18 protein-coding genes are annotated in these 17,772 nt (G+C 64.9%); 8 read left to right on the top strand and 10 right to left on the bottom strand.

What is annotated here, in order from left to right; genetic code table 11:
- Positions 1-11: 11 nt before the first annotated feature.
- Entirely contained in the window at positions 12-932 is a 921-nt protein-coding gene (locus ACFR99_RS17650; RefSeq protein ID WP_390290197.1) for a DUF7551 domain-containing protein, read from the top strand.
- Positions 929-1,720: a DUF7260 family protein gene (locus tag ACFR99_RS17645; RefSeq protein WP_390290194.1), complete on the top strand. Its 792-nt coding sequence runs from the start codon at positions 929-931 to the stop codon at positions 1,718-1,720. The genes ACFR99_RS17650 and ACFR99_RS17645 overlap by 4 nt, the downstream gene beginning before the upstream one ends.
- A 151-nt stretch (positions 1,721-1,871) precedes the next feature.
- Here the strand turns inward: ACFR99_RS17645 and ACFR99_RS17640 are convergent, their stop codons facing one another.
- Positions 1,872-2,282, bottom strand: a complete 411-nt coding sequence (locus tag ACFR99_RS17640; protein WP_390290191.1) for a hypothetical protein — start codon at positions 2,280-2,282, stop codon at positions 1,872-1,874.
- A gap of 222 nt (positions 2,283-2,504) precedes the next feature.
- On the opposite strand from ACFR99_RS17640, the gene ACFR99_RS17635 reads away from it, so the two are divergent.
- Both ACFR99_RS17635 and ACFR99_RS17630 read left to right on the top strand, forming a co-directional pair.
- Positions 2,505-2,822: a DUF5783 family protein gene (locus ACFR99_RS17635; protein WP_390290188.1), complete on the top strand. Its 318-nt coding sequence runs from the start codon at positions 2,505-2,507 to the stop codon at positions 2,820-2,822.
- A gap of 82 nt (positions 2,823-2,904) precedes the next feature.
- Positions 2,905-3,267: a NifU family protein gene (locus tag ACFR99_RS17630; RefSeq protein ID WP_390290185.1), complete on the top strand. Its 363-nt coding sequence runs from the start codon at positions 2,905-2,907 to the stop codon at positions 3,265-3,267.
- Between the two features lie 65 nt (positions 3,268-3,332).
- Here the strand turns inward: ACFR99_RS17630 and ACFR99_RS17625 are convergent, their stop codons facing one another.
- The 6 genes from ACFR99_RS17625 to ACFR99_RS17600 form a co-directional block, all read right to left on the bottom strand.
- On the bottom strand, positions 3,333-4,238 hold the full coding sequence (locus tag ACFR99_RS17625; protein WP_390290182.1) for a ketopantoate reductase family protein: 906 nt from the start codon (positions 4,236-4,238) through the stop codon (positions 3,333-3,335).
- A gap of 67 nt (positions 4,239-4,305) precedes the next feature.
- A complete protein-coding gene (locus tag ACFR99_RS17620; RefSeq protein WP_390290179.1) occupies positions 4,306-4,599 on the bottom strand; it encodes a DUF7130 family rubredoxin-like protein in 294 nt (97 codons plus the stop codon).
- A gap of 112 nt (positions 4,600-4,711) precedes the next feature.
- Complete coding sequence (locus ACFR99_RS17615) at positions 4,712-5,050, bottom strand: DUF7130 family rubredoxin-like protein (protein ID WP_390290176.1); 339 nt, start codon at positions 5,048-5,050, stop codon at positions 4,712-4,714.
- Between the two features lie 207 nt (positions 5,051-5,257).
- The gene (locus ACFR99_RS17610; RefSeq protein ID WP_390290173.1) at positions 5,258-8,878 is read right to left on the bottom strand and encodes a DNA polymerase II large subunit; all 3,621 of its coding nucleotides are present in this window, start codon (positions 8,876-8,878) and stop codon (positions 5,258-5,260) included.
- A gap of 1 nt (position 8,879) precedes the next feature.
- Positions 8,880-9,299 carry a PPC domain-containing DNA-binding protein gene (locus ACFR99_RS17605; protein WP_390290170.1) on the bottom strand — a complete coding sequence of 140 codons (420 nt, stop codon included), beginning with the start codon at positions 9,297-9,299 and terminating at the stop codon, positions 8,880-8,882.
- 185 nt (positions 9,300-9,484) lie between these two features.
- On the bottom strand, positions 9,485-10,714 hold the full coding sequence (locus ACFR99_RS17600; protein ID WP_390290167.1) for an MFS transporter: 1,230 nt from the start codon (positions 10,712-10,714) through the stop codon (positions 9,485-9,487).
- A gap of 154 nt (positions 10,715-10,868) precedes the next feature.
- Here ACFR99_RS17600 and ACFR99_RS17595 point away from each other — a divergent pair, with 154 nt between their 5' ends.
- Both ACFR99_RS17595 and metX read left to right on the top strand, forming a co-directional pair.
- Entirely contained in the window at positions 10,869-12,221 is a 1,353-nt protein-coding gene (locus tag ACFR99_RS17595) for an O-acetylhomoserine aminocarboxypropyltransferase/cysteine synthase family protein (protein ID WP_390290164.1), read from the top strand.
- Complete coding sequence (gene metX, locus ACFR99_RS17590) at positions 12,218-13,426, top strand: homoserine O-acetyltransferase MetX (protein WP_390290161.1); 1,209 nt, start codon at positions 12,218-12,220, stop codon at positions 13,424-13,426. The genes ACFR99_RS17595 and metX overlap by 4 nt, the downstream gene beginning before the upstream one ends.
- 117 nt (positions 13,427-13,543) lie before the next feature.
- Here the strand turns inward: metX and ACFR99_RS17585 are convergent, their stop codons facing one another.
- From ACFR99_RS17585 to ACFR99_RS17575, 3 genes are all read right to left on the bottom strand, one after another.
- Positions 13,544-13,921, bottom strand: a complete 378-nt coding sequence (locus ACFR99_RS17585; protein WP_390290159.1) for a hypothetical protein — start codon at positions 13,919-13,921, stop codon at positions 13,544-13,546.
- Between the two features lie 279 nt (positions 13,922-14,200).
- Positions 14,201-14,845 (bottom strand): phosphoserine phosphatase SerB, encoded by a 645-nt coding sequence (gene serB, locus ACFR99_RS17580; RefSeq protein ID WP_390290156.1) that lies wholly within the window; start codon positions 14,843-14,845, stop codon positions 14,201-14,203.
- Between the two features lie 63 nt (positions 14,846-14,908).
- Entirely contained in the window at positions 14,909-15,364 is a 456-nt protein-coding gene (locus ACFR99_RS17575) for a universal stress protein (protein WP_390290153.1), read from the bottom strand.
- A gap of 263 nt (positions 15,365-15,627) precedes the next feature.
- Here ACFR99_RS17575 and serA point away from each other — a divergent pair, with 263 nt between their 5' ends.
- Both serA and ACFR99_RS17565 read left to right on the top strand, forming a co-directional pair.
- The gene (serA, locus tag ACFR99_RS17570; protein ID WP_390290150.1) at positions 15,628-17,214 is read left to right on the top strand and encodes a phosphoglycerate dehydrogenase; all 1,587 of its coding nucleotides are present in this window, start codon (positions 15,628-15,630) and stop codon (positions 17,212-17,214) included.
- A gap of 165 nt (positions 17,215-17,379) precedes the next feature.
- Complete coding sequence (locus ACFR99_RS17565; protein WP_390290147.1) at positions 17,380-17,649, top strand: hypothetical protein; 270 nt, start codon at positions 17,380-17,382, stop codon at positions 17,647-17,649.
- Positions 17,650-17,772 lie beyond the last annotated feature (123 nt).

Genomic DNA, 17,772 nt, shown 5'->3' with positions numbered 1-17,772 from the left:
TGGAGGAACTCATGGTCGGAACGACGCTCCGAGAGATTCGCCGGTCCATCGAACGGCTGGCCAGCAACGACGGGGAGTACGACGTGGTCTGCGCTCGCACCGGCGAACAGCCCGTCCCGGTCGCCGGTCGGCGGTTCGCGACTCGCCCGGACGCAGCGGACGCCGCGCGCGCGACCGAACAGTATCGCGCCGCCCTCAGACGGTACGATCCACAACTGCCGGTTTACGATCCGATCGTCCGGCAAACTCGAGCGGGCACCGAGGCCCACACCGGTGACGTGTTCGAGCACGCAACGACAGCCCAAGAGGGACGGCGGTCAGCCGATCGGGCGCGCGCTGTGGCGACTGACGGGCCACTGAACGGGTTCTGCCACGACGTCTCCGGTGCCGTCTTCGAGGCGCTCTCGAGTCACGATCACGAGCGTGTCGAGCGTGCGATTATGGATACGTATCTGGCCGCTGCCGAAGCGACGACCGACCGGAACACGCTCTGTCTCGTGTTGCTCGAAACGATCGCAGCCGAACTCGAGCGGCACCTCACGGCGGCCGAGCGAACTCGATTGCTGCGGGCGGCAGCAACGAATCTCTCGCCGGTCGATCCGGCCGACGATCCGGTTGCGACGAGCCTTGCGTATCTGGATTCGCTCTCACTGATCGGCACATACGGCGTCACACGTGAATCGGTCGACGCAGCCGACGAAGCCAGCTGGACGGTCACCCTGCGAGGATACGCGATCGACGGCCGCGACCGCCGATTTCCGACGCTGCCGATCGGGATCGACATCCTCCGTCGGACGGCGTCGCCGACGACATCGCTGGGCGTGCGCGAGGTCACCGCGCTCGGCGACGGTGACTGGGAATTCGTGCTGACGACCGACGAACGGACGAGCGGCGGTCTCGTTTGCACTCACGCCCATGCGGAGGACCGATGACGGGGACAACGGCGGTTCACCGAGCGCTCGAACACATCGCCGAAGAATGGGAGACGGTCGCGGATCGCGACGCGGCGCTTGAAACGTTCACACAGCGTGTTCGAGCAATTCCGGCCGAGCAACCGAGCGCGCTCCAAGCCCGACAGGCAGCGACACCTACGGCGACGCAGGCGATTCAGGTGCGCGGAGCCGCCCCATCGGCGGCGGACGATCGCTGTGCCACCGTCAGGACGGCGTTCGACGAAACCATCGGGAGCAACAGCGGCTACGAGAACGAATCGCGATTCGAGGCGATGGCGGCCGCGTTGACCGAAGACGTCGCCGCCGCGCTCGCGACCGACGCTGGCTGGACACCGCCACTCAAAGCAGCGGTTCTCGAGGCAGTATCGACCAGCCGCCGAAACCTCGCGATTCGACGAGGGATCCTCCAGGAAGAACGAGCGACGCTCGAGGCGGCGATGACGGAGATCGACGAAATCGTCAGCTGGCTGCAGGCGACGGCCGATGAGTCGTTCCTGCAGTGTGGCTTCGACGACTTGCGGGCCAAACACGAGCGGCTCGAGACGTACCAGGATCGCCTCGAGACCCGTCTCAGCCGGCGGCAAGCACAGTTTTCCAGGTCGACGGCTCGGGACGGGACAGACGGAAGCCGGTACCGATCGATCGTCACGTCGATCCACGCAAACAGCCCGACTCGCTACCCGCTTCTGTCGACCGTGACACGGCTGTACAGCGTCTGTGACGGGTGTCAAAGAGCGGTGCGAGCACACCTGACGCGGCGCGTCTAGTGGCGTTCCGAACCTGCTCTGGTCCATCGAATCCGCCGAACGATATCGGGTCGACCCGGCTGTGACGATCGAAACGGACTACTATAGTAGCCACTGAACATCACGGCACACCCGATCGCACGACGACTGTGTGATCGGTGTGGAAATCGTTTCAGTTGTTACTACAGCAATCCGACAGCGACGGAGACGCCCCATCCGGAATGAGCTCGGAGAGAGTGACGGTATCGAGTATCGCTTCGACCGCGACCGGATCATCGACCGTCGAGGCAGCTTCGTGGATAGCACGCATACTCTCGAGCAAGCCGTCGAGAGCAGCCTGGCGCGTCGCGACGCACGCGATCGGCCGGGAGATCGTCGAATCAGTAAGAAAGTACCGGTAGCGAAGCTCCCAGTACCGGCAGAGCCCGAGCCCGGGATGGGATCGACTCGGATCGGTACTGGCCGCTATCAGTTCGATCGGCGGGTTACTGTGTCGGTAGACGAACCGATCGTCACCGAACTCCGCGAGTCCCCATCCCGGTGGGAGCGCCTCAGGAGGAATGGGGTCCTGTTTAGTAACCATGTTCTCGGTGTCGCCAAGGGTCGGAGTGTCCGTTCCGCTTGCGTACGCGGGCACCTGTATAGGTGTCCCGTACAGTTTCAGCGGACTGGTATCGGACCGTTATCAGTCGCCGATACTCGGCTCGGATCGTGTCGGAAGGCGGGTACAGACCCGGGACACAGCGGATCGAGAGCGAACGAACCGATCGTCCGACTTTTGTCGCCGCTCTCCCTCAGTTCAGGTATGGCCGACTTCGACCCTGAGCAGTTCGAAGACAAGTACGCCAACTACTTCCCCGAGCTCCAGCAGGCGTATAAGAACGCGTTCAACCGGATGAACGACCAGTACGACTCCGAACTCGTCCACGCGATCGACCAGCAAGTGCTGAACGAAAGCGAACCCTTCTACGAGGGCGACGGCGAGTTCCGCGTCGAACTTCCCGACGACCCCTACGACCGACTCTCGGGCGTGCTCGTCGACGAGGAACGCTTCGAGCAGATCCTCGAGATTCACGTCGAGGAGATCGAGACCGAACTCCAGCGCGTGTTCGGATTCGCATAAATCGGTCCCGCAGTGTCGCAGCTGCCGGCAGCCGAACATGAAGGACGGAAGGTTTAGGGGGGCTGATACCCAAGTGGATTTCATGAGCACCGAGACCCAGAACGACGGGGACGATCTCGAAGAGCGCGTGACGAACTTCCTGCGACGGAACTTCCCGCAGATCCAGATGCACGGCGGCAGCGCGGCGATCCAGGACCTCGACCGCGAGAGCGGCGAAGTCAGCATCGCTCTCGGCGGTGCCTGCAGCGGCTGTGGGATCTCGCCGATGACGATTCAGGCGATCAAAAGCCGCATGGTCAAAGAGATCCCCGAAATCGAGAAGGTCAACGCCACCACCGGCATGGACGGCGGCGACGATATGGGCGGCGGGATGAGTCCCTCCTTCCCTGGCGAGACCGTCGACGACGACGGCGAAGCCGACGAAGGACCTGAGGCACCGTTCTAATCCCCGTTTAGCGCGTTCGATCCGTCGGGTTCGGTATTTTGTGTCGATACTGACAGCAGCGGCGCTCACCGAAGGCCGCGACCACGTTCCCACGTCCGGATCAACGCCGTGAGTGTCCGGTTGGTCGGCACCTCGAGCCCGTTCTTGGCCGCTCGCTCGACAACGTAGCCGTTGATCGCGTCGATTTCGGTTCGTTGTTCGGCAACCACATCCTGAGCCATCGAGGACGTGTTCGCGGCCGTCGCCTCGGCGACGGCTTCCATCGCAGCCAGCGCTTCGCGGTTCGACAGCGACACGTCACAGGCGCGTGCAACCCGCGCCGTTTCACGGGTGGCAGCACGCGCGAGGGCGGTCGCCGGTTCCGCGAGGACGGCTCCGTTCTCGGTGGCGGTCAGGGCCGTCACAGGGTTGATTCCGGCGTTGACAGCGAGTTTCTCCCACAGTCGGCGAGGCATATCGTCGGCGACGGTCGTCTCGAGGCCGGCCGCGAGGAAGGCCTCACCGACCTGCTCTGCAAGCGCCGAGGAGCCACCGTCTCGTGGTCCCAGCACGATCTCGCCGCGACCTGTGCATTCGACGACCCCCGGTTCTTGGAGGATCGCACCGTAGGTCGCTGTGCCGGCGAGTACCGGGGCCTCAAGCTGTGTCGCGAGCGTCGTTTCGTTTCCCATCCCGTTTTGCAACGAGAGGACGGCCTCGATCGAGCCCGTCGCGAGCCGATCGGCAGCCACAGCGGTATCAAAGGATTTGACGGTAACGACGACGAGGTCGGCCTCGAGCCCTGTCCCGTCGGTCGTTGCTGCAGGGGAGACACAGGGCGGTCCGTCGACGGCACCCTCGAGGCGCAGTCCCGACTCACGGATGGCGCTGGCGTGGGCCTCGCGAGCGACGAGCGTGACGTCGTGGTTGCGTGCAAGCAGCCCGCCGACGAGGCTTCCGAGGCTGCCAGCCCCGAAGACGACGATCTCCATGGCTCGAGGTGGAGCGAGCGCGGTAAAAACGGTTATCGTCCGGCCGCGTTCGTGGTGTCAGCTGCGGTCAGTCCTCGGTCCAGTAGTACAGCTCCTCCCGCCTGGCACCGCAGGACGGACACGTGTCGGGAAGGTCGCCCTCGAGGCGGCCGAGCTCGCCACACTCCCAGCAGCGCCACATGAGTTCAGCCTCGCCGAACTCGTGGCCTGATCGAACGTGCTCGACGCTCAGGCCCTCGATCCCGTCACGGAGCGTGACGTAGATCCCGTCCTCGTCGACACCGCGAATCCGGCCGATCTCCGTGCCGTCCTTGGTGTAGACCGTCGTTCCGAACGCCAGTCGTGGGTCTCCGGTAGCCATGTGACTCACCACTAGCGATCTACGCCCGCTGCCACGATAAATTCCTATACGCTATATAGAATTGCCGTGCCACGGCCGAGTCCGGACTGAATCGACCTCTCTCGAGACGGGCTTAGTCTTCGGTCCAGTACATCAGTCCTTCGCGCTCGGCATTACAGTTCGGGCACTCGTCGGGGAGTCCAGCGTCGATATCGCCCATCTCACCGCATTCCATACAGCGCCACATGAGCTCCGCCTCGCCGAACTCGTGGCCCGACCGAGCGTGTTCGACGCTCATCGCCTCCGCACCCTCGCGGGTCGTGACGAAGAAGCCGCTCTTCTCGAAGCCGCGAATGTGGCCGAGCTCGTTCCCCTCTTCGTCGTAGACCGACTGTCCGAAATTGAGTTTCCGTACCTCCTCGACGGCCGCTTCCTCGCCTTCCGACGCCGGTGTCTCACCAGTGTTGACCATAAACGAATCCACATGCGCGACGGCGATAAAGTCACAGCGCGCATTGTTCGGGTCCCGCTCACGAGCCTGAGAGACACGATACTCGAGCAGTCGTCGGTAGCACACAATCCAATCGTGTGAGCCTCGAGTCAGTGACGAGTCGGCCGGGTGCGTGTTCCCGTTCAGTACGTCCAGTTTGCCGGGAACGGGCTCCGAGAACTGTGAAAGTTACATGAAATCCTCGATCCCGCTTTGCTTGTTCTTGTCGTTCTCGAAGATGCTCTCGAGCGAGCGCTCCAAGACCTCTAACCGCTGTTTCGTGTAGTCCCGACAGTCGTACTCCTCGGCGACCTGGATGGCCGTCTGCATGTACTTGTTCACCGAGCCCTTGTGGACGGTCAGATTGACACGACCGCCACACTCGCGGCAGTCGCCGGTCAGGGGCATCCGGCGGAACTTCTCGCCGCAGTCGAGACACCGCGTCTCTTGTCGCGAGAAGGCCCGCAGGTTCCCGATCAGGTCCGGCAGGAAGTGATACTCGATGACCCGCTCGGCGACGTCGGTTTCGTCGACGGCGACGAGTTTCCGGGAGAGCTCAAGCTGGGCGTCCATCTTGTCCATCATCGACCCGAGCGTCTTGTACGCCGAGAGATCGGGGCCCATCGCGATGTTGGTGGTGTCGTGGGTGTGCTCGAAGCCGGTGTACTCCAGGTCGGTGCCGAGGTTTGCCTCGGCGATTTCGACGTCGACGTCCTCGGGGTCGGCCTGCTCGCGGGTCGCGAGATAGAACTCGCGGGGATACTGCGAGACGACGTCCATGTTGTGAGCCTCGTCGTCGATCTCGGAGGGGTCGATCCGGGAGGACATGACCAGCGGGGCGTCCATTTTCCCCCCGCGCTGGTCGGGCAGGAAAGACTTACTGAAGTTGAGAAGCCCGTCGAGGAGCAGCATAACGCAGTCTTCGTCACCGTCGCAGTTCCTTCGTTTCGCGGCGTGAAAGTACGGATGCGCGTATCCGACGGCCGCACTCGTGAAACCAATCACTCGTCCGACAGTCGCCGCCGACGTGTGCGGTGCCATGCCGAAGACGAGTTCACCTACGAGGTCCTGACGGTCCTCGAACTCGTAGAAGGGTTCGAGGCCGTAGTACTGTTCCAAGAGGTCGTCGATAAAGTCGGCCGTCTGCAGCATGTGCTCGGCCGCGCCATCGGAGAGGACGATGTCTTGGACTTTGAGTTCGACCAGTTGATCCTCGTGGGTAAGCGGTTCGCCGTGGATGTCCTCCTCGTAGCCAAGTGCCTGCAGTTGGCCGACGTCGACGTCGAGTTCGCTCGCTCGAACCGACGTGACCGGGAGGTCGGTCATGTCGTAGCGGACAGTGCCGTCTTTGAACGCCGACACGTCGTGTTTCGCCCGGAGGATACCCTTCTCGATGGGTTCGGGAACCTTGTTCTGCGAGGAGAGTCCCTTGACGCCTTTCAGGATCTCGAAGGCGTTCTCGCGTTCGCCGACGGACTCGAGGGCGTCGCGGTACTCCTCGTGAACGTCGATCTCGCGGGTCTCGACGCAGGTCCCCTCGCGCTCGCAGCGATCGCACTCGACGCGGCCGGCGTCGTCGGGCTCGAGTCGCTGGTCACAGTCGGGACAGCGATAGTCCGGCGTCGTCCGCTCGTTGCAGTCGGGACAGCGGTTCTTGAACGTCTCGGTGCCACAGGCCTCACAGCGCTGCCGACCGATCTGTAGTTCGACGACGCCAGGGGTATCCGACATCGTCTCGGCGTGTTTCGCGGCGTCGGCGACGTTGCGCTGTGCGCCGCCGGCTTCGCCGATCGGAAACAGCGTGTGGACGGGCGGGCTCAGGTCACGGCGCTCTGACTTCTCGGGACGGCCCATCCGATTGCCAATCCGCGTCGGGGCTCGTTCGCGGACCTGGAAGGGTGCGACCTCGTTGACCGCCTCGATGGCGTTGTCCCCCTCCGTCTCGTGACCCCACGTTCGCGCGCGCTCGGAGAGGTCGTCGACGGTCCAGGTGCGTTCGAGTTCGATGGTCGGCTCCTGTTCTTCGGGCTCGAGGGCCGCACCGTCGGCGACGGTCTGGCGGGGCTCGCAGCCGACCGTCCGGACGAACGGCCGCCAGTCGTCGACCTCGATACGGCTCTCGCTCTCACGCTGGCGGTGTTCGATGACGATCGTCTCGAGGGCGTCGCGGACGGGATCGGCGTAGTCGAGGACGAGCGTATCGTCCTCGACCCGGCCCGCCGCAACCGCCTCGGAGAGCGTACAGAAGGCGTCGACCGACAGGTCGTGCCAGAGGTAGGTGTATTCGGGATGGAGGGGCGCATCGTACGCCGTTGCCCACTCGAGGGCCTCCTCCGGGTCGGGAAACTCGAGGTCGATTCGGGGGTCGTCCTCGAGTGCCTGGACGTCCGCGCCGGCGGCCGCTAAGTCCTGGACCCACCACTCGTAGGTGTAGGCGGCAGGCGCGAGTGGATGGTTGTTCTCGACGAACTCGCCGTAGTTGACAAGGTACTCGCCGAGATCGAGGATCTTCTCGACACCATTGCGGATCTCGAGTGCGTCCGCGGGGTCGTCGATCCGGCGCACGTCGCCATTAGCGAGTTTGACAGTCGGCCCCTCGATGGAGTCGACGGGGACGACGCCGGCCGCTTTCCCGGGGCGTTCGGTCTTGATCTGGGTCCCCGTCGCGAGGAAGTCGTCGACCAGGTGCATCGCCGCGGGGTGGACGCCGGCGGTCGCGAAGCCGTGGTTGCGTGCGCGGCCATAGCGCAGCCGAAAGCCGCCCTCGGCACAGGGATGGGAGAAGACGGGCCGGCCGGCGATCAGATCGCGGAGGAACTTCGTCGACTCCTCGACGCGCGGGGGGCCCTCGGGCTCGTCGTCCGCGGCGTCGTCTCCGTCGTCGGCTGCGTCTTCTTCGTCGCCGTCTCCCTCGTCGTCCGCGTCCACATCCGCGTCGCTCCCCTCGTCGTCCGCATCCGCAGCGTCGTCGTAGTAGGTCCCATCGATGAGATCCTGCAGCCACGGCCAGTCGATCTCGTCTAAGTTCCGGGTGTAGCGCTGGATCTTCGGCGCTTTCAGCGCGATCCCCTCCGCGAGGACCAGACACATGCCGCCGCGGGCGCTGTTGGTGTCGACCCGCTCGAGATCGCGGAAGCCAGAGACCTCCTCGTCGCCGGTGGCCTCCCCGTCCAGCATGATCGGCATGTGTTTCGCGATGAACTTCGTCTCCTTGTCCTTGGGTGTGTACTGGAGGCCGGTTTCCTTGTCGTACAGCGAGATTTCCTCGGCGTAGCGCTCGATCTCCTCGTCGCGGGCGTTGTACCCGTCGATCCCCACGAGCGCACGGGTGTAGTCGGCGACGAGCACCGAGAGCGCCTGTGCAGTACCTCCCGCAGAGCGGATCGGACCGGCGTAGTAGACGTTGACGAACTCGGAGCCGTCGTCGTTCTGGAGGATTTCGACCTTGTCGATCCCTTCGATGGGCGCAGCAACGACACCCTCGGTCAACAGAGCGACCGCGGTGCGGACTGCCCCCTCGACCTTGCCGGCTTTCGACTCGTAATCACCGACGCGGCCCTCGGCGAAGTCCTCCGCGAGCTCGAGCGCGGCCTCTTCCCTGCTCATTTGGCCCTCGAGTTCGCGGACCCGTTCGGCGACGCCGTCGATCCCGAGGATGTTCTCGACGCGGTCGGCCATGTCGCGTGCGGTCGGGATCTCGACTTCGGGCTTGGGATCGCCGCCGCGCTGTTTGGCCCGCTCGGCGACGTCGAAGGCGTTCTCGAGCTGGGACTCGAGGCGTTCGAAGTAGCGTTCGTCTTCCGCCCGCATGTCAGAGCCAGAGGTCGAGGTCGGTCGTCTCGTCGTGCTCGCGCTCGAGTGGCTCCTCGAAGACGCGCATGTGGACCTCACCGGCCCAGACCGTCGCTTCGTTCAGATGGCCGGCGACCGCGTTGCCGTCGGGCCCCGAGAGGACGACGTGGGTGTGAGCGAAGCGGTCGCCTTCAAGCAACGAGACGTTTCCAACACAGCTCGCAACCTCGAGCGGTTCGTCGAATTCGATCGGCTCGTACTCACACGCGTCCTGATCGTAGAACCACAGTTCGGCGTCCTGGACCGCGCCGAGCGCGGTAAACCAGGCGGCATCGGCGTCGACCGCGTCGGCGAGGGACTCGATCTCGGCCCGCCAGTCGGCACCCGTCTCGAGGCGGGCGACGTACTCGTCGGTTGTCTCGACGGCGCGATAGTTCATACAGCTACTGTGTCGGCCGGCAGAAAAAGCCCACCGGTCGCGATGCAAGACTGCCACGGTCGCTGATGGATTGCAGCCCATCGGGGGCGGAAGTCGCAGTGTTCATACGGACTACTGTCAGTCAGTTCCGGCGCACCCGCCACCCGTCCTGTGGGTGCGCCGGGACATCGGTACAGCAGACCGTATCAGGCGTCGCCGCGGTCGCTCGAGCGGAACCGATCGGTCCCGGGCGAGAGTCGCAGGAAGATCGGGACCGTGACGACGGCGATGGCGATCTCGAGGCCGCCGACGACGAGAAAGGCGAGCTCGTAGCCGTAGCGGCCGGCGACGGTGCCACCGAGGGCGAAGCCGCCGAGGAAGCCGAGGCTGCCGGCGAGGTTGAACCCGGCCATGGCGAGGCCGCGTTCGGTCTCGGCAGCCAGATCGGAGACCAGCGCCATCGTCGCGGGGGCGACTAACGCGCCGAGGACGCCGACGGCGATCATCGCGACCGCGGCGGTCGGAACCGACGGCGCGGCACCGACGGCGATGATGCCGACGCCGTAACACAGCGAGCCGGCGACGATCGGAATCGTCCGCCCGATCCGGTCCGAGAGCGCACCCATGGGGTACTGCAGGAGGGCGAAGGGCGCGAAAAAGCACGCCAGCAGGAGCCCGGTCAGTCCGGCATCGAGGCCGAACTGCTGTTGGAAATACAGCGTCCCCACGAGCGCAAAGAAGCCGGCCGTGAGCCGGTCGACGAACCCGAATGCGTACGGAACGGAAAGCGTCGGCTGCCGGCGAATCCCGTCGACGAGCGCGCGAGCAGTCCGGCGCGTGTCGGGCGTGCGGTCGTCAACGCTCGAGACCGCGAGACCCACACAGACGAGCAAGCCGGCAGCGACGACCAGCGGCGCGCGCGGGTCGAGCTCCGTCAGTTGGCCGCCGATCGGCGCGCCGAGTGCGGCTCCGGAGCCGATGGCGATCCCGGCCGCACCCATGTTCCGGCCGTGGCCGCCCTCCAGGTCCATCAGCATGGTCATCGTCAGCGAGAACGCCCCGACGGTCATCGCCCCCTGAAAGACGCGAAGGGCGAGCACGCCCGCGAAGGGGATCGAGCCCAGCGTGGGGACGGCAGCGAGAGCAGCGTAGCCGACTGCGCCGGCGATCGCACCGGCGACGATGAAGGGCGTCCGCTGTCCCGTCACGTCGCTCACGAGCCCCCAGACGCCGACGAACGCGACGTAGGCGGCGAACTCGGCGATCAGAAACCACATGCTCGCGTCGAGCGCGCTCGCGGCAAAGGCCGAGGCCGTCTCGTCGGCTCCAAGCGTCGCAACGAGCGTCGACACGCCCGGATAGAGCAACAGCTGCGAGAACAACACTGCGAAGACGAGGACGGCGAGGACGACCCGATCGCGGTCACTCGAGTGCACGGGCAGTCGTTGGTGCTACGATCCTATGAAGCGTCCGTTCTGCATCGGACTGTCGTCGTGCCGACTGTCGGCAGTGGATGTGTAGCATTCTCTAGCCTGCTGTTTTTGCCGTTACTGCGACGCATATGAACGTGGAGGAGTATGCATACTAAACATGAGCGACGACGCGAGCGACGGGCACGAGGCCGACTCCGACGCCGAGCGTGGCGGGCGCGGGCTCGGCACGCGCAGCGTCCACGCCGGCCAGTCTCCCGATCCGACCACCGGCGCGAGAGCACCACCGATCTACCAGACTACCTCCTACGTCTTCGAGGACGCCGACACTGCCGCCGACCGCTACGCCCTGGAGGACGACGGCTACATCTACTCTCGGATCGCCAACCCGACCGTCACCGTCCTCGAGGAGCGCCTCGCCGCACTCGAGGGTGGCGCGGGCGCAGTCGCGACGGGCAGCGGCATGGCCGCGCTCGACTCTGCAGTCCTGATCCTCGCCGAGGCGGGCGACAACATAGTCTGTTCGACCGACACGTACGGCGGGACATCGACCTACTTCTCGAAGACGGCCACCCGGCGGAACATCGAGCCGAAATTTGTCCCCACCCTCGAGTACGACGCCTACGAGGAGGCCATCGACGAGGACACCGCCTTCGTCCACGTCGAGACGATCGGCAACCCCTCGCTCGTGACGCCCGACTTCGAACGCGTCGCCGAGATTGCCCACGACAACGGCGTCCCCCTCGTCGTCGACAACACGTTCGCGACGCCGGCGCTGTGTCGGCCCCTGGAGCACGGGGCCGACGTCGTCTGGGAATCGACGACCAAGTGGCTCCACGGCTCGGGCACGACCATCGGCGGCGTCCTCGTCGACGGCGGCTCGTTCCCATGGGGCGAGCACGGCTACGACGAGATCGCAGGACAGAACCATGCCTACCACGACGTCGACTTCTCGCGGGACTTTTCCGAGGCACCGTTTGCCGCAACGGCCAGGTTCCGGTCGCTGCGCAGTCTGGGCAACCAGCAGTCACCATTCGACGCCTGGCAGACCTTACAGGGTCTCGAGTCGATGCCGCTCCGCGTCGAGAAACACTGCGAGAACGCCGCCATCGTCGCGGAGTACCTCGATGACCACGACGACGTCGCCTGGGTCACCCACCCCGGCCTCGAGTCCCATCCAACCCACGACAACGCCACGGAATACCTCGCGGACTTCGGCGGGATGGTCGCGTTCGGCCTTGAAGAAGGGTTCGAGGCGGGCAAGGCCTTCTGCGAGGAGGTCAAGCTGGCGTCCTTCCTCGCGAACATCGGCGACGCGAAGACGCTGGTGATCCACCCCGCGAGCACGACCCACGGCCAGCTCACGCCCGAAGAGCGAGAAGAGGCCGGTGTCACGGAGGACCTGATTCGCATGTCGGTTGGCATCGAGGACCCCGAAGACATCCTGGCCGACCTCGAGCAAGCGATCGAGACCGCAACACGAGCCTGTCGATCCGACGGTGAGGGACGATGACGACGAAGGACACGATCGACCTCGGCGAGTTCGAGTTCCTCTCGGGCGAGTCGATCCCGCGTCTCGAGGTCGCCTACGAGACCTACGGCGAGTTTACCGGCGACAACGCGGTGTTGATCTGTCACGCGCTGACCGGCAGCGCCCACGTCGCCCGCCGACCGGACGCCGGCGACGAGACCGCCGGTCAGGCCCGCGCCTGGTGGGGCGACGTCGTCGGCCCCGGGAAGGCGGTCGACACGAGCGAGTACTACGTGATCTGTGCGAACACGCCCGGTTCGTGTTACGGGACGACCGGACCCGCAAGCGAGAACCCGGAGACGGGCGAACCCTACGGCACCGACTTCCCGCCAGTGACGATCGGTGACTGGACCCGTGCCCAGCGACGGCTCCTGGACGAACTCGGGATCGGGCGGCTGCACGCCGTTATCGGCGGCAGCGTCGGCGGCATGAACGTTCTCGATTGGCTCCGCCGGTATCCCGACGACGTCGAACGGGCCGGTGCGGTCGCCACCGCCGCCCGTCTCGACGCGCAGTGTCTCGCGCTCGATACCGTCGCTCGACGGGCGATTACGGCTGATCCCAACTGGAACGGCGGCCACTACTACGGCGGGCCGGAACCCGAGGAGGGGCTGGCTCGCGCACGCCAGATCGGACACATCATGTACCTCTCGAAGGCCTCGATGGCCCGGAAGTTCGGCCGCCGCTCCGCCGGTCGCGAGACCGTCCGTGAGGAGCCACCGGATCCCGCAGCTGCCTTCTTCCCCTATCGAGAGGTCGAGTCCTATCTGGACTATCAGGCCGACAAGTTCACGGATCGGTTCGACGCCAACAGCTACCTCTACATGACGCGCGCGATGGATGACTTCGACCTCTCGGCCGGCTACGAGTCCGACGCCGACGCGCTGGCGGCCTTCGAGGGTGAACTCCTCGTACTGTCGTTTACCGGGGACTGGCACTTCACCGTCGAGCAAGCCGAGTCGCTGGCCGAGTCGGCACGCGAGGCCAGCGTCGACGTCGCCCACCACGTAATCGAGTCCGACCACGGCCACGACGCCTTCCTCGTCGAACCCGAGACCGTTGGCCCGCCGCTGTCGGATCTGCTCGCGGATGGCCTCGGCGGAAGCTCGATCACTGATACGGCACCGGAACAACCCGACGAGACCGGAGAGTTCGCGCCGGTTCACACGAGTTTATTTTCCAGATGAGATAGTATCGTTCCCGATACCTAAGAGATTGACACTGGATCCACGATCGGCAGTGGCCACGAAGAGATCCAGCGACGCGAGCACTCGATCGAGTGTTCACGGACTGTCGGCAATCGTTCAGTACTGCTGTTCGTGGCCGCGGTCGAACGACACGTACTGACTCCCGACCGATCGATCGCCACGACGGCGAGCGAGCCAGTACTGGAGATCGGCGACGAACAGCGCGAGGTTCTCGCGGGCGAGCAGCTTCATCGTGACGCCCTGTGGCGAGCGGAACAAGGCGATCAGGGACCACATCGAGCCGGCGGCGAACGCACCCAGCGCGGAGAAGCTCATTCCCAGCGTGAAAAACGTCGTCGCATAGACGAACCCGATGCCCATCGACGGGAGGCTCGTGCCGAGTGGTACACGCGCACTCGAGTCGCGCAGCGTCGGCGCGAGAAAGACGATCGAGAGACTGCTCCCAAGCATGAATACGAGGTCTTGCCACATCATCATAGTTGCTTACTCAGTTGTGAGTTAAAACTCTCTCGGTCGGGAAATAGGCAGTTAGCACTGATAGTCAGTGATCACTGACGAAGCGACAGAAAAAGCGAGTGAAACGGGAAGCGACGACAGAAACCGAATCGACCCATTGTCGCGGGACTACAACAGGTGATTACGTGGTCGATAGCAACAACTGAAACGGTTGACACATCGATCGCACAGCCGTCGTGCGATCGGGTGTGCAGTGACGTTCAGTGGTAACTGTAACTACGAATTATTCTCGAGCGATCACGGCTCCGCGAGGACGGTCTCTTCGACCAGCGTCTTGCGGGCCTCGTCCATCGACGTGACGACGACGTCACAGTGGGGTTCGACCGCCGGTTTGGGTTCGAAGCCGATCGCCAGGCCGGCCACCTTGAGCATCGGCAGGTCGTTGGCACCGTCGCCGACGGCAACGGTCTCGTCGAGGTCGACGCCGACGTCGTCTGCGAGGGCCTCGAGCGCGTTGTCTTTGGTGCCCTCGATCAACGGCCCCTCAACGTCGCCGGTGAGTTCGTCGCCCTCGATCGGCAGTCGGTTCGAGACGATGTGGTCGACGGAGACGCCTTCGCGTTCGAGGGCAGCTGCGACGCCACGCTCGAACCCGCCGGTGAGGATAGCGGTCGTGACACCGGCGTCGTTCAGTTCATCGATGAGGTCGGCGGCACCCTCGCGGAGGACGACCTCGTCGAAAGCGGCCTCGGCCTCTGCTTTAGGGAGGCCCTCGAGCAGGGCCGCGCGCTCGCGCAGACTCTCTGCGTAGCCGATCTCGTCGTTCATCGCGCGCTCGGTGATCGATTCCATGTCGTCGGCGACGCCACAGCGGTCACCGAGCAAGACGGTCATTTCGGAGTCGGAAAGCGTTCCGTCGAAGTCGAAAGCGACGACTGTCATTGCTCGCCGGTTGTGGGTCCCCGGATAAACCAGTTCAGGTTTCGATCGCGGCCCCGTGATCGACTACTCGTCCGCTTCGACCGGCGTCTTGACGATCGTTACCGGCCGCGAGGCCAGCCGTGCGACGCGGTCGGTGACGCTACCAAGCAGCTGACGGTAGTCGCCGGATCGTTCTTTCGAGCCCATAACGAGCAGGTCGACGTCTGCCTCCTCGGCGTAGTCGAGGATCTGCTCGTGGGGCGCGCCGTGTCTGACGACCGTCGTCGTCTCGATGCCAGCCTCCTCGGCCGCCTCGGCGGCCGACTCGAGGGCCTCCTCGCCGGCCTGCTCGAGGGCGGCCTCGAGGCCCTCGAACTCGTGGACGTACTCGTCGCCGCTGTAGGAGCCGTAGACGTCGCTGTCGACGACGTACAGCAGGTGGAGGTCGGCCCCGGCGTGCTCGGCGACGGCGACGGCGTGTTCGATCGCGAGTTCGGAACCTTCCTCGGCGTCGGTCGGCAACAGGATGTGCTCGTACATGGTCGGGGGTACGTGAGCCACTCCCAAAACCTTGCCCGGGTATTTCCGCTCACTGAGAGATCCGAACCGATCCACAGATCGGTGGCTGTCGGACGACGATCGGAGGCCCGCTCGAGGCGTGATCCTCCAGCCCGGACTGCATCGGCAACGGCGGCTACTGCTCGTGACCGGTGTCAGACTGGTCACGATCTAGAACAGCGGTATGTTTTGCCGGGCACGCGCACAACGGAAGGGTTTACGTGCTCCGCACGGTTCTCACGCACATGAAGGTTCTCGTCACGGATCCGATCGCGGATGCGGGTCTGGACGTACTCAGAGACGCCGGCCACGAGGTCGAAACGGGCTACGAACTCGAGGGCGACGACCTCCTCGAGGCAGTCTCGGACGCACACGGGCTCATCGTTCGCTCCGGGACCGAAGTCACCGACGAGGTCCTCGCGGCCGCCGAGGAACTGGTTATCGTCGGGCGGGCGGGCATCGGTGTCGACAATATCGACATCGAGGCCGCCACGGACGAAGGTGTCATCGTCGCCAACGCGCCCGAAGGGAACGTGCGCGCAGCCGCCGAGCACACCGTCGCGATGACGTTCGCGGCCGCTCGCTCGATCCCGCAGGCACACATCCGCCTGAAAAACGGCGAGTGGGCCAAAAGCGACTATCTCGGGACCGAACTCGACGGCAAGACGCTGGGCGTCGTCGGCCTCGGCCGCGTCGGTCAGGAAGTCGCCAAGAAACTCGACTCGCTTGGCATGGACATCGTCGCCTTCGACCCCTACATCTCCGAGGAGCGCGCCGACCGCCTCGGCGCCGAACTCGTCGACTTCGAACCGTGTCTCGAGCGCGCCGACTTCCTCACCATCCACACGCCGCTGACGCCCGAGACGGAGGGCATGATCGGCGCTGACGAACTCGACCTCCTCGAGGGCGATTACATCGTCAACGTCGGCCGCGGTGGCATCATTCAGGAGGACGCACTTGCCGCCAAAGTCGAGGACGGCACGGTCGCCGGCGCAGCACTGGACGTCTTCGCCGAGGAGCCACTCCCCGAAGACTCGCCGCTGCTCGAGCACGACGACATCATCGTCACGCCCCACCTCGGTGCATCGACGGAAGCCGCCCAGGAGAACGTCGCGACCTCCACCGCGGAGCAGATCAACGCCGCACTCGCCGAGGAACCCGTCGCCAACGCCCTGAACGCTCCCTCGATCGACGAGAGCGCGTTCCCCCGCGTCGAGCCCTACATCGACCTCGCCGAAACGGCCGGCAAGGTCGCCGCGCAACTGCTCGAGGGCCGCATCGAAGACGTCGAGGTCGTCTACGAGGGCGAGATCGCCGACGAGGACGTCGAGTTCGTCACCGCGAGCGCGCTCAAGGGCGTCTTCGAACCCCTCGAGTGGCAGGTCAACGCGGTCAACGCGCCCCAGATCGCCGAGGACCGGGGCGTCGACGTCACCGAGTCCAAGACCCGACAGGCCGAGGACTTCCAGAGCCTGATCTCGGTGACCGTCAGCAACGACGAGGACGAAGTCTCGGTCGACGGCACCCTCTTTGCGGGTGACGATCCGCGGATCGTCCGCATCGACGGCTACCGCGTCGACGCTATCCCACACGGTCGGATGGTCATCACGCGAAACACCGACGAGCCCGGCGTCATCGGCCTCATCGGCTCCGTGATGGGCGACCACGACGTCAACATCGCCGGCATGTTCAACGCCCGCGAGACCATCGGCGGCGAGGCCCTGACCGTCTACAACGTCGACAGCGAGGTCCCCGAGGAAGCGAAGGCGGAACTCAAGGCCGACGAGCGCGTCATCGGCGTCAGCGACATCACGCTGAACGGTCAGAACTAACCGCGAGACGACGCACGCGCTATTTTTCGTCGAGTCGATCTTCAGGCGGTCTCGTATCAATAGTCGGCATCCGAGCCACGAACTACCCACCGATCGGACACTCCGCCCGTCCGTGAGCGCTCTTTATACCCGTCGAGAGCCTCATCTCCGTAGGAGGCAGACAACATGGCAATTCCGTACCGCGATCCAGAACAGCAACCGACCACGAGCGCCCTCGAGGACGCCGCAGCAACGAAGTGGGGCATCCGAGAGGGGGTCGGGCTCTCGCTCGCTTCGATCTTCGGATTGCTGCTGCTGGTCGTTGGGCTAATGCTAGCTCCGGGACTCATCGCAGCGCCGGCGACGGTCGCCGCGACGATCGGGTTACTGGTGTTCGCCGTTGCGCTGGTCGTTATCGCCCGCTGGAGCTGGGACGGCCGCTATAGTAGCCACTGAACGTCGCTGCACACCCGATCTCACGACGGAGCGAGCGCCTGAGCGAGACCCGCGGACGGTGCGACCGGTGTGTCAATCGTTTCAGTTGTTATTATCGTGTTGCTCCCGTCCCGATCCACCGGC

Source organism: Haloarchaeobius amylolyticus (genome assembly GCF_042678045.1).
GTDB lineage: Archaea > Halobacteriota > Halobacteria > Halobacteriales > Natrialbaceae > Natrinema > Natrinema amylolyticus_A.
The sequence above is the reverse complement of the archived record's forward strand: the minus strand, read 5'-3'. Positions and strand labels throughout refer to the sequence as shown.

What these genes read in the sequence shown, in the direction of transcription:
- ACFR99_RS17635 (WP_390290188.1), top strand. Translation starts at nt 2,505, where the DNA reads ATGGCCGACTTCGACCCTGAGCAGTTCGAAGACAAGTACGCCAACTAC.
- ACFR99_RS17640 (WP_390290191.1), bottom strand. Translation starts at nt 2,282, where the DNA reads ATGGTTACTAAACAGGACCCCATTCCTCCTGAGGCGCTCCCACCGGGA.
- ACFR99_RS17645 (WP_390290194.1), top strand. Translation starts at nt 929, where the DNA reads ATGACGGGGACAACGGCGGTTCACCGAGCGCTCGAACACATCGCCGAA.
- ACFR99_RS17630 (WP_390290185.1), top strand. Translation starts at nt 2,905, where the DNA reads ATGAGCACCGAGACCCAGAACGACGGGGACGATCTCGAAGAGCGCGTG.
- ACFR99_RS17610 (WP_390290173.1), bottom strand. Translation starts at nt 8,878, where the DNA reads ATGCGGGCGGAAGACGAACGCTACTTCGAACGCCTCGAGTCCCAGCTC.
- ACFR99_RS17605 (WP_390290170.1), bottom strand. Translation starts at nt 9,299, where the DNA reads ATGAACTATCGCGCCGTCGAGACAACCGACGAGTACGTCGCCCGCCTC.
- ACFR99_RS17595 (WP_390290164.1), top strand. Translation starts at nt 10,869, where the DNA reads ATGAGCGACGACGCGAGCGACGGGCACGAGGCCGACTCCGACGCCGAG.
- serA (WP_390290150.1), top strand. Translation starts at nt 15,628, where the DNA reads ATGAAGGTTCTCGTCACGGATCCGATCGCGGATGCGGGTCTGGACGTA.
- serB (WP_390290156.1), bottom strand. Translation starts at nt 14,845, where the DNA reads ATGACAGTCGTCGCTTTCGACTTCGACGGAACGCTTTCCGACTCCGAA.
- ACFR99_RS17625 (WP_390290182.1), bottom strand. Translation starts at nt 4,238, where the DNA reads ATGGAGATCGTCGTCTTCGGGGCTGGCAGCCTCGGAAGCCTCGTCGGC.
- ACFR99_RS17575 (WP_390290153.1), bottom strand. Translation starts at nt 15,364, where the DNA reads ATGTACGAGCACATCCTGTTGCCGACCGACGCCGAGGAAGGTTCCGAA.
- ACFR99_RS17620 (WP_390290179.1), bottom strand. Translation starts at nt 4,599, where the DNA reads ATGGCTACCGGAGACCCACGACTGGCGTTCGGAACGACGGTCTACACC.
- metX (WP_390290161.1), top strand. Translation starts at nt 12,218, where the DNA reads ATGACGACGAAGGACACGATCGACCTCGGCGAGTTCGAGTTCCTCTCG.
- ACFR99_RS17650 (WP_390290197.1), top strand. Translation starts at nt 12, where the DNA reads ATGGTCGGAACGACGCTCCGAGAGATTCGCCGGTCCATCGAACGGCTG.
- ACFR99_RS17585 (WP_390290159.1), bottom strand. Translation starts at nt 13,921, where the DNA reads ATGATGTGGCAAGACCTCGTATTCATGCTTGGGAGCAGTCTCTCGATC.
- ACFR99_RS17565 (WP_390290147.1), top strand. Translation starts at nt 17,380, where the DNA reads ATGGCAATTCCGTACCGCGATCCAGAACAGCAACCGACCACGAGCGCC.
- ACFR99_RS17615 (WP_390290176.1), bottom strand. Translation starts at nt 5,050, where the DNA reads ATGGTCAACACTGGTGAGACACCGGCGTCGGAAGGCGAGGAAGCGGCC.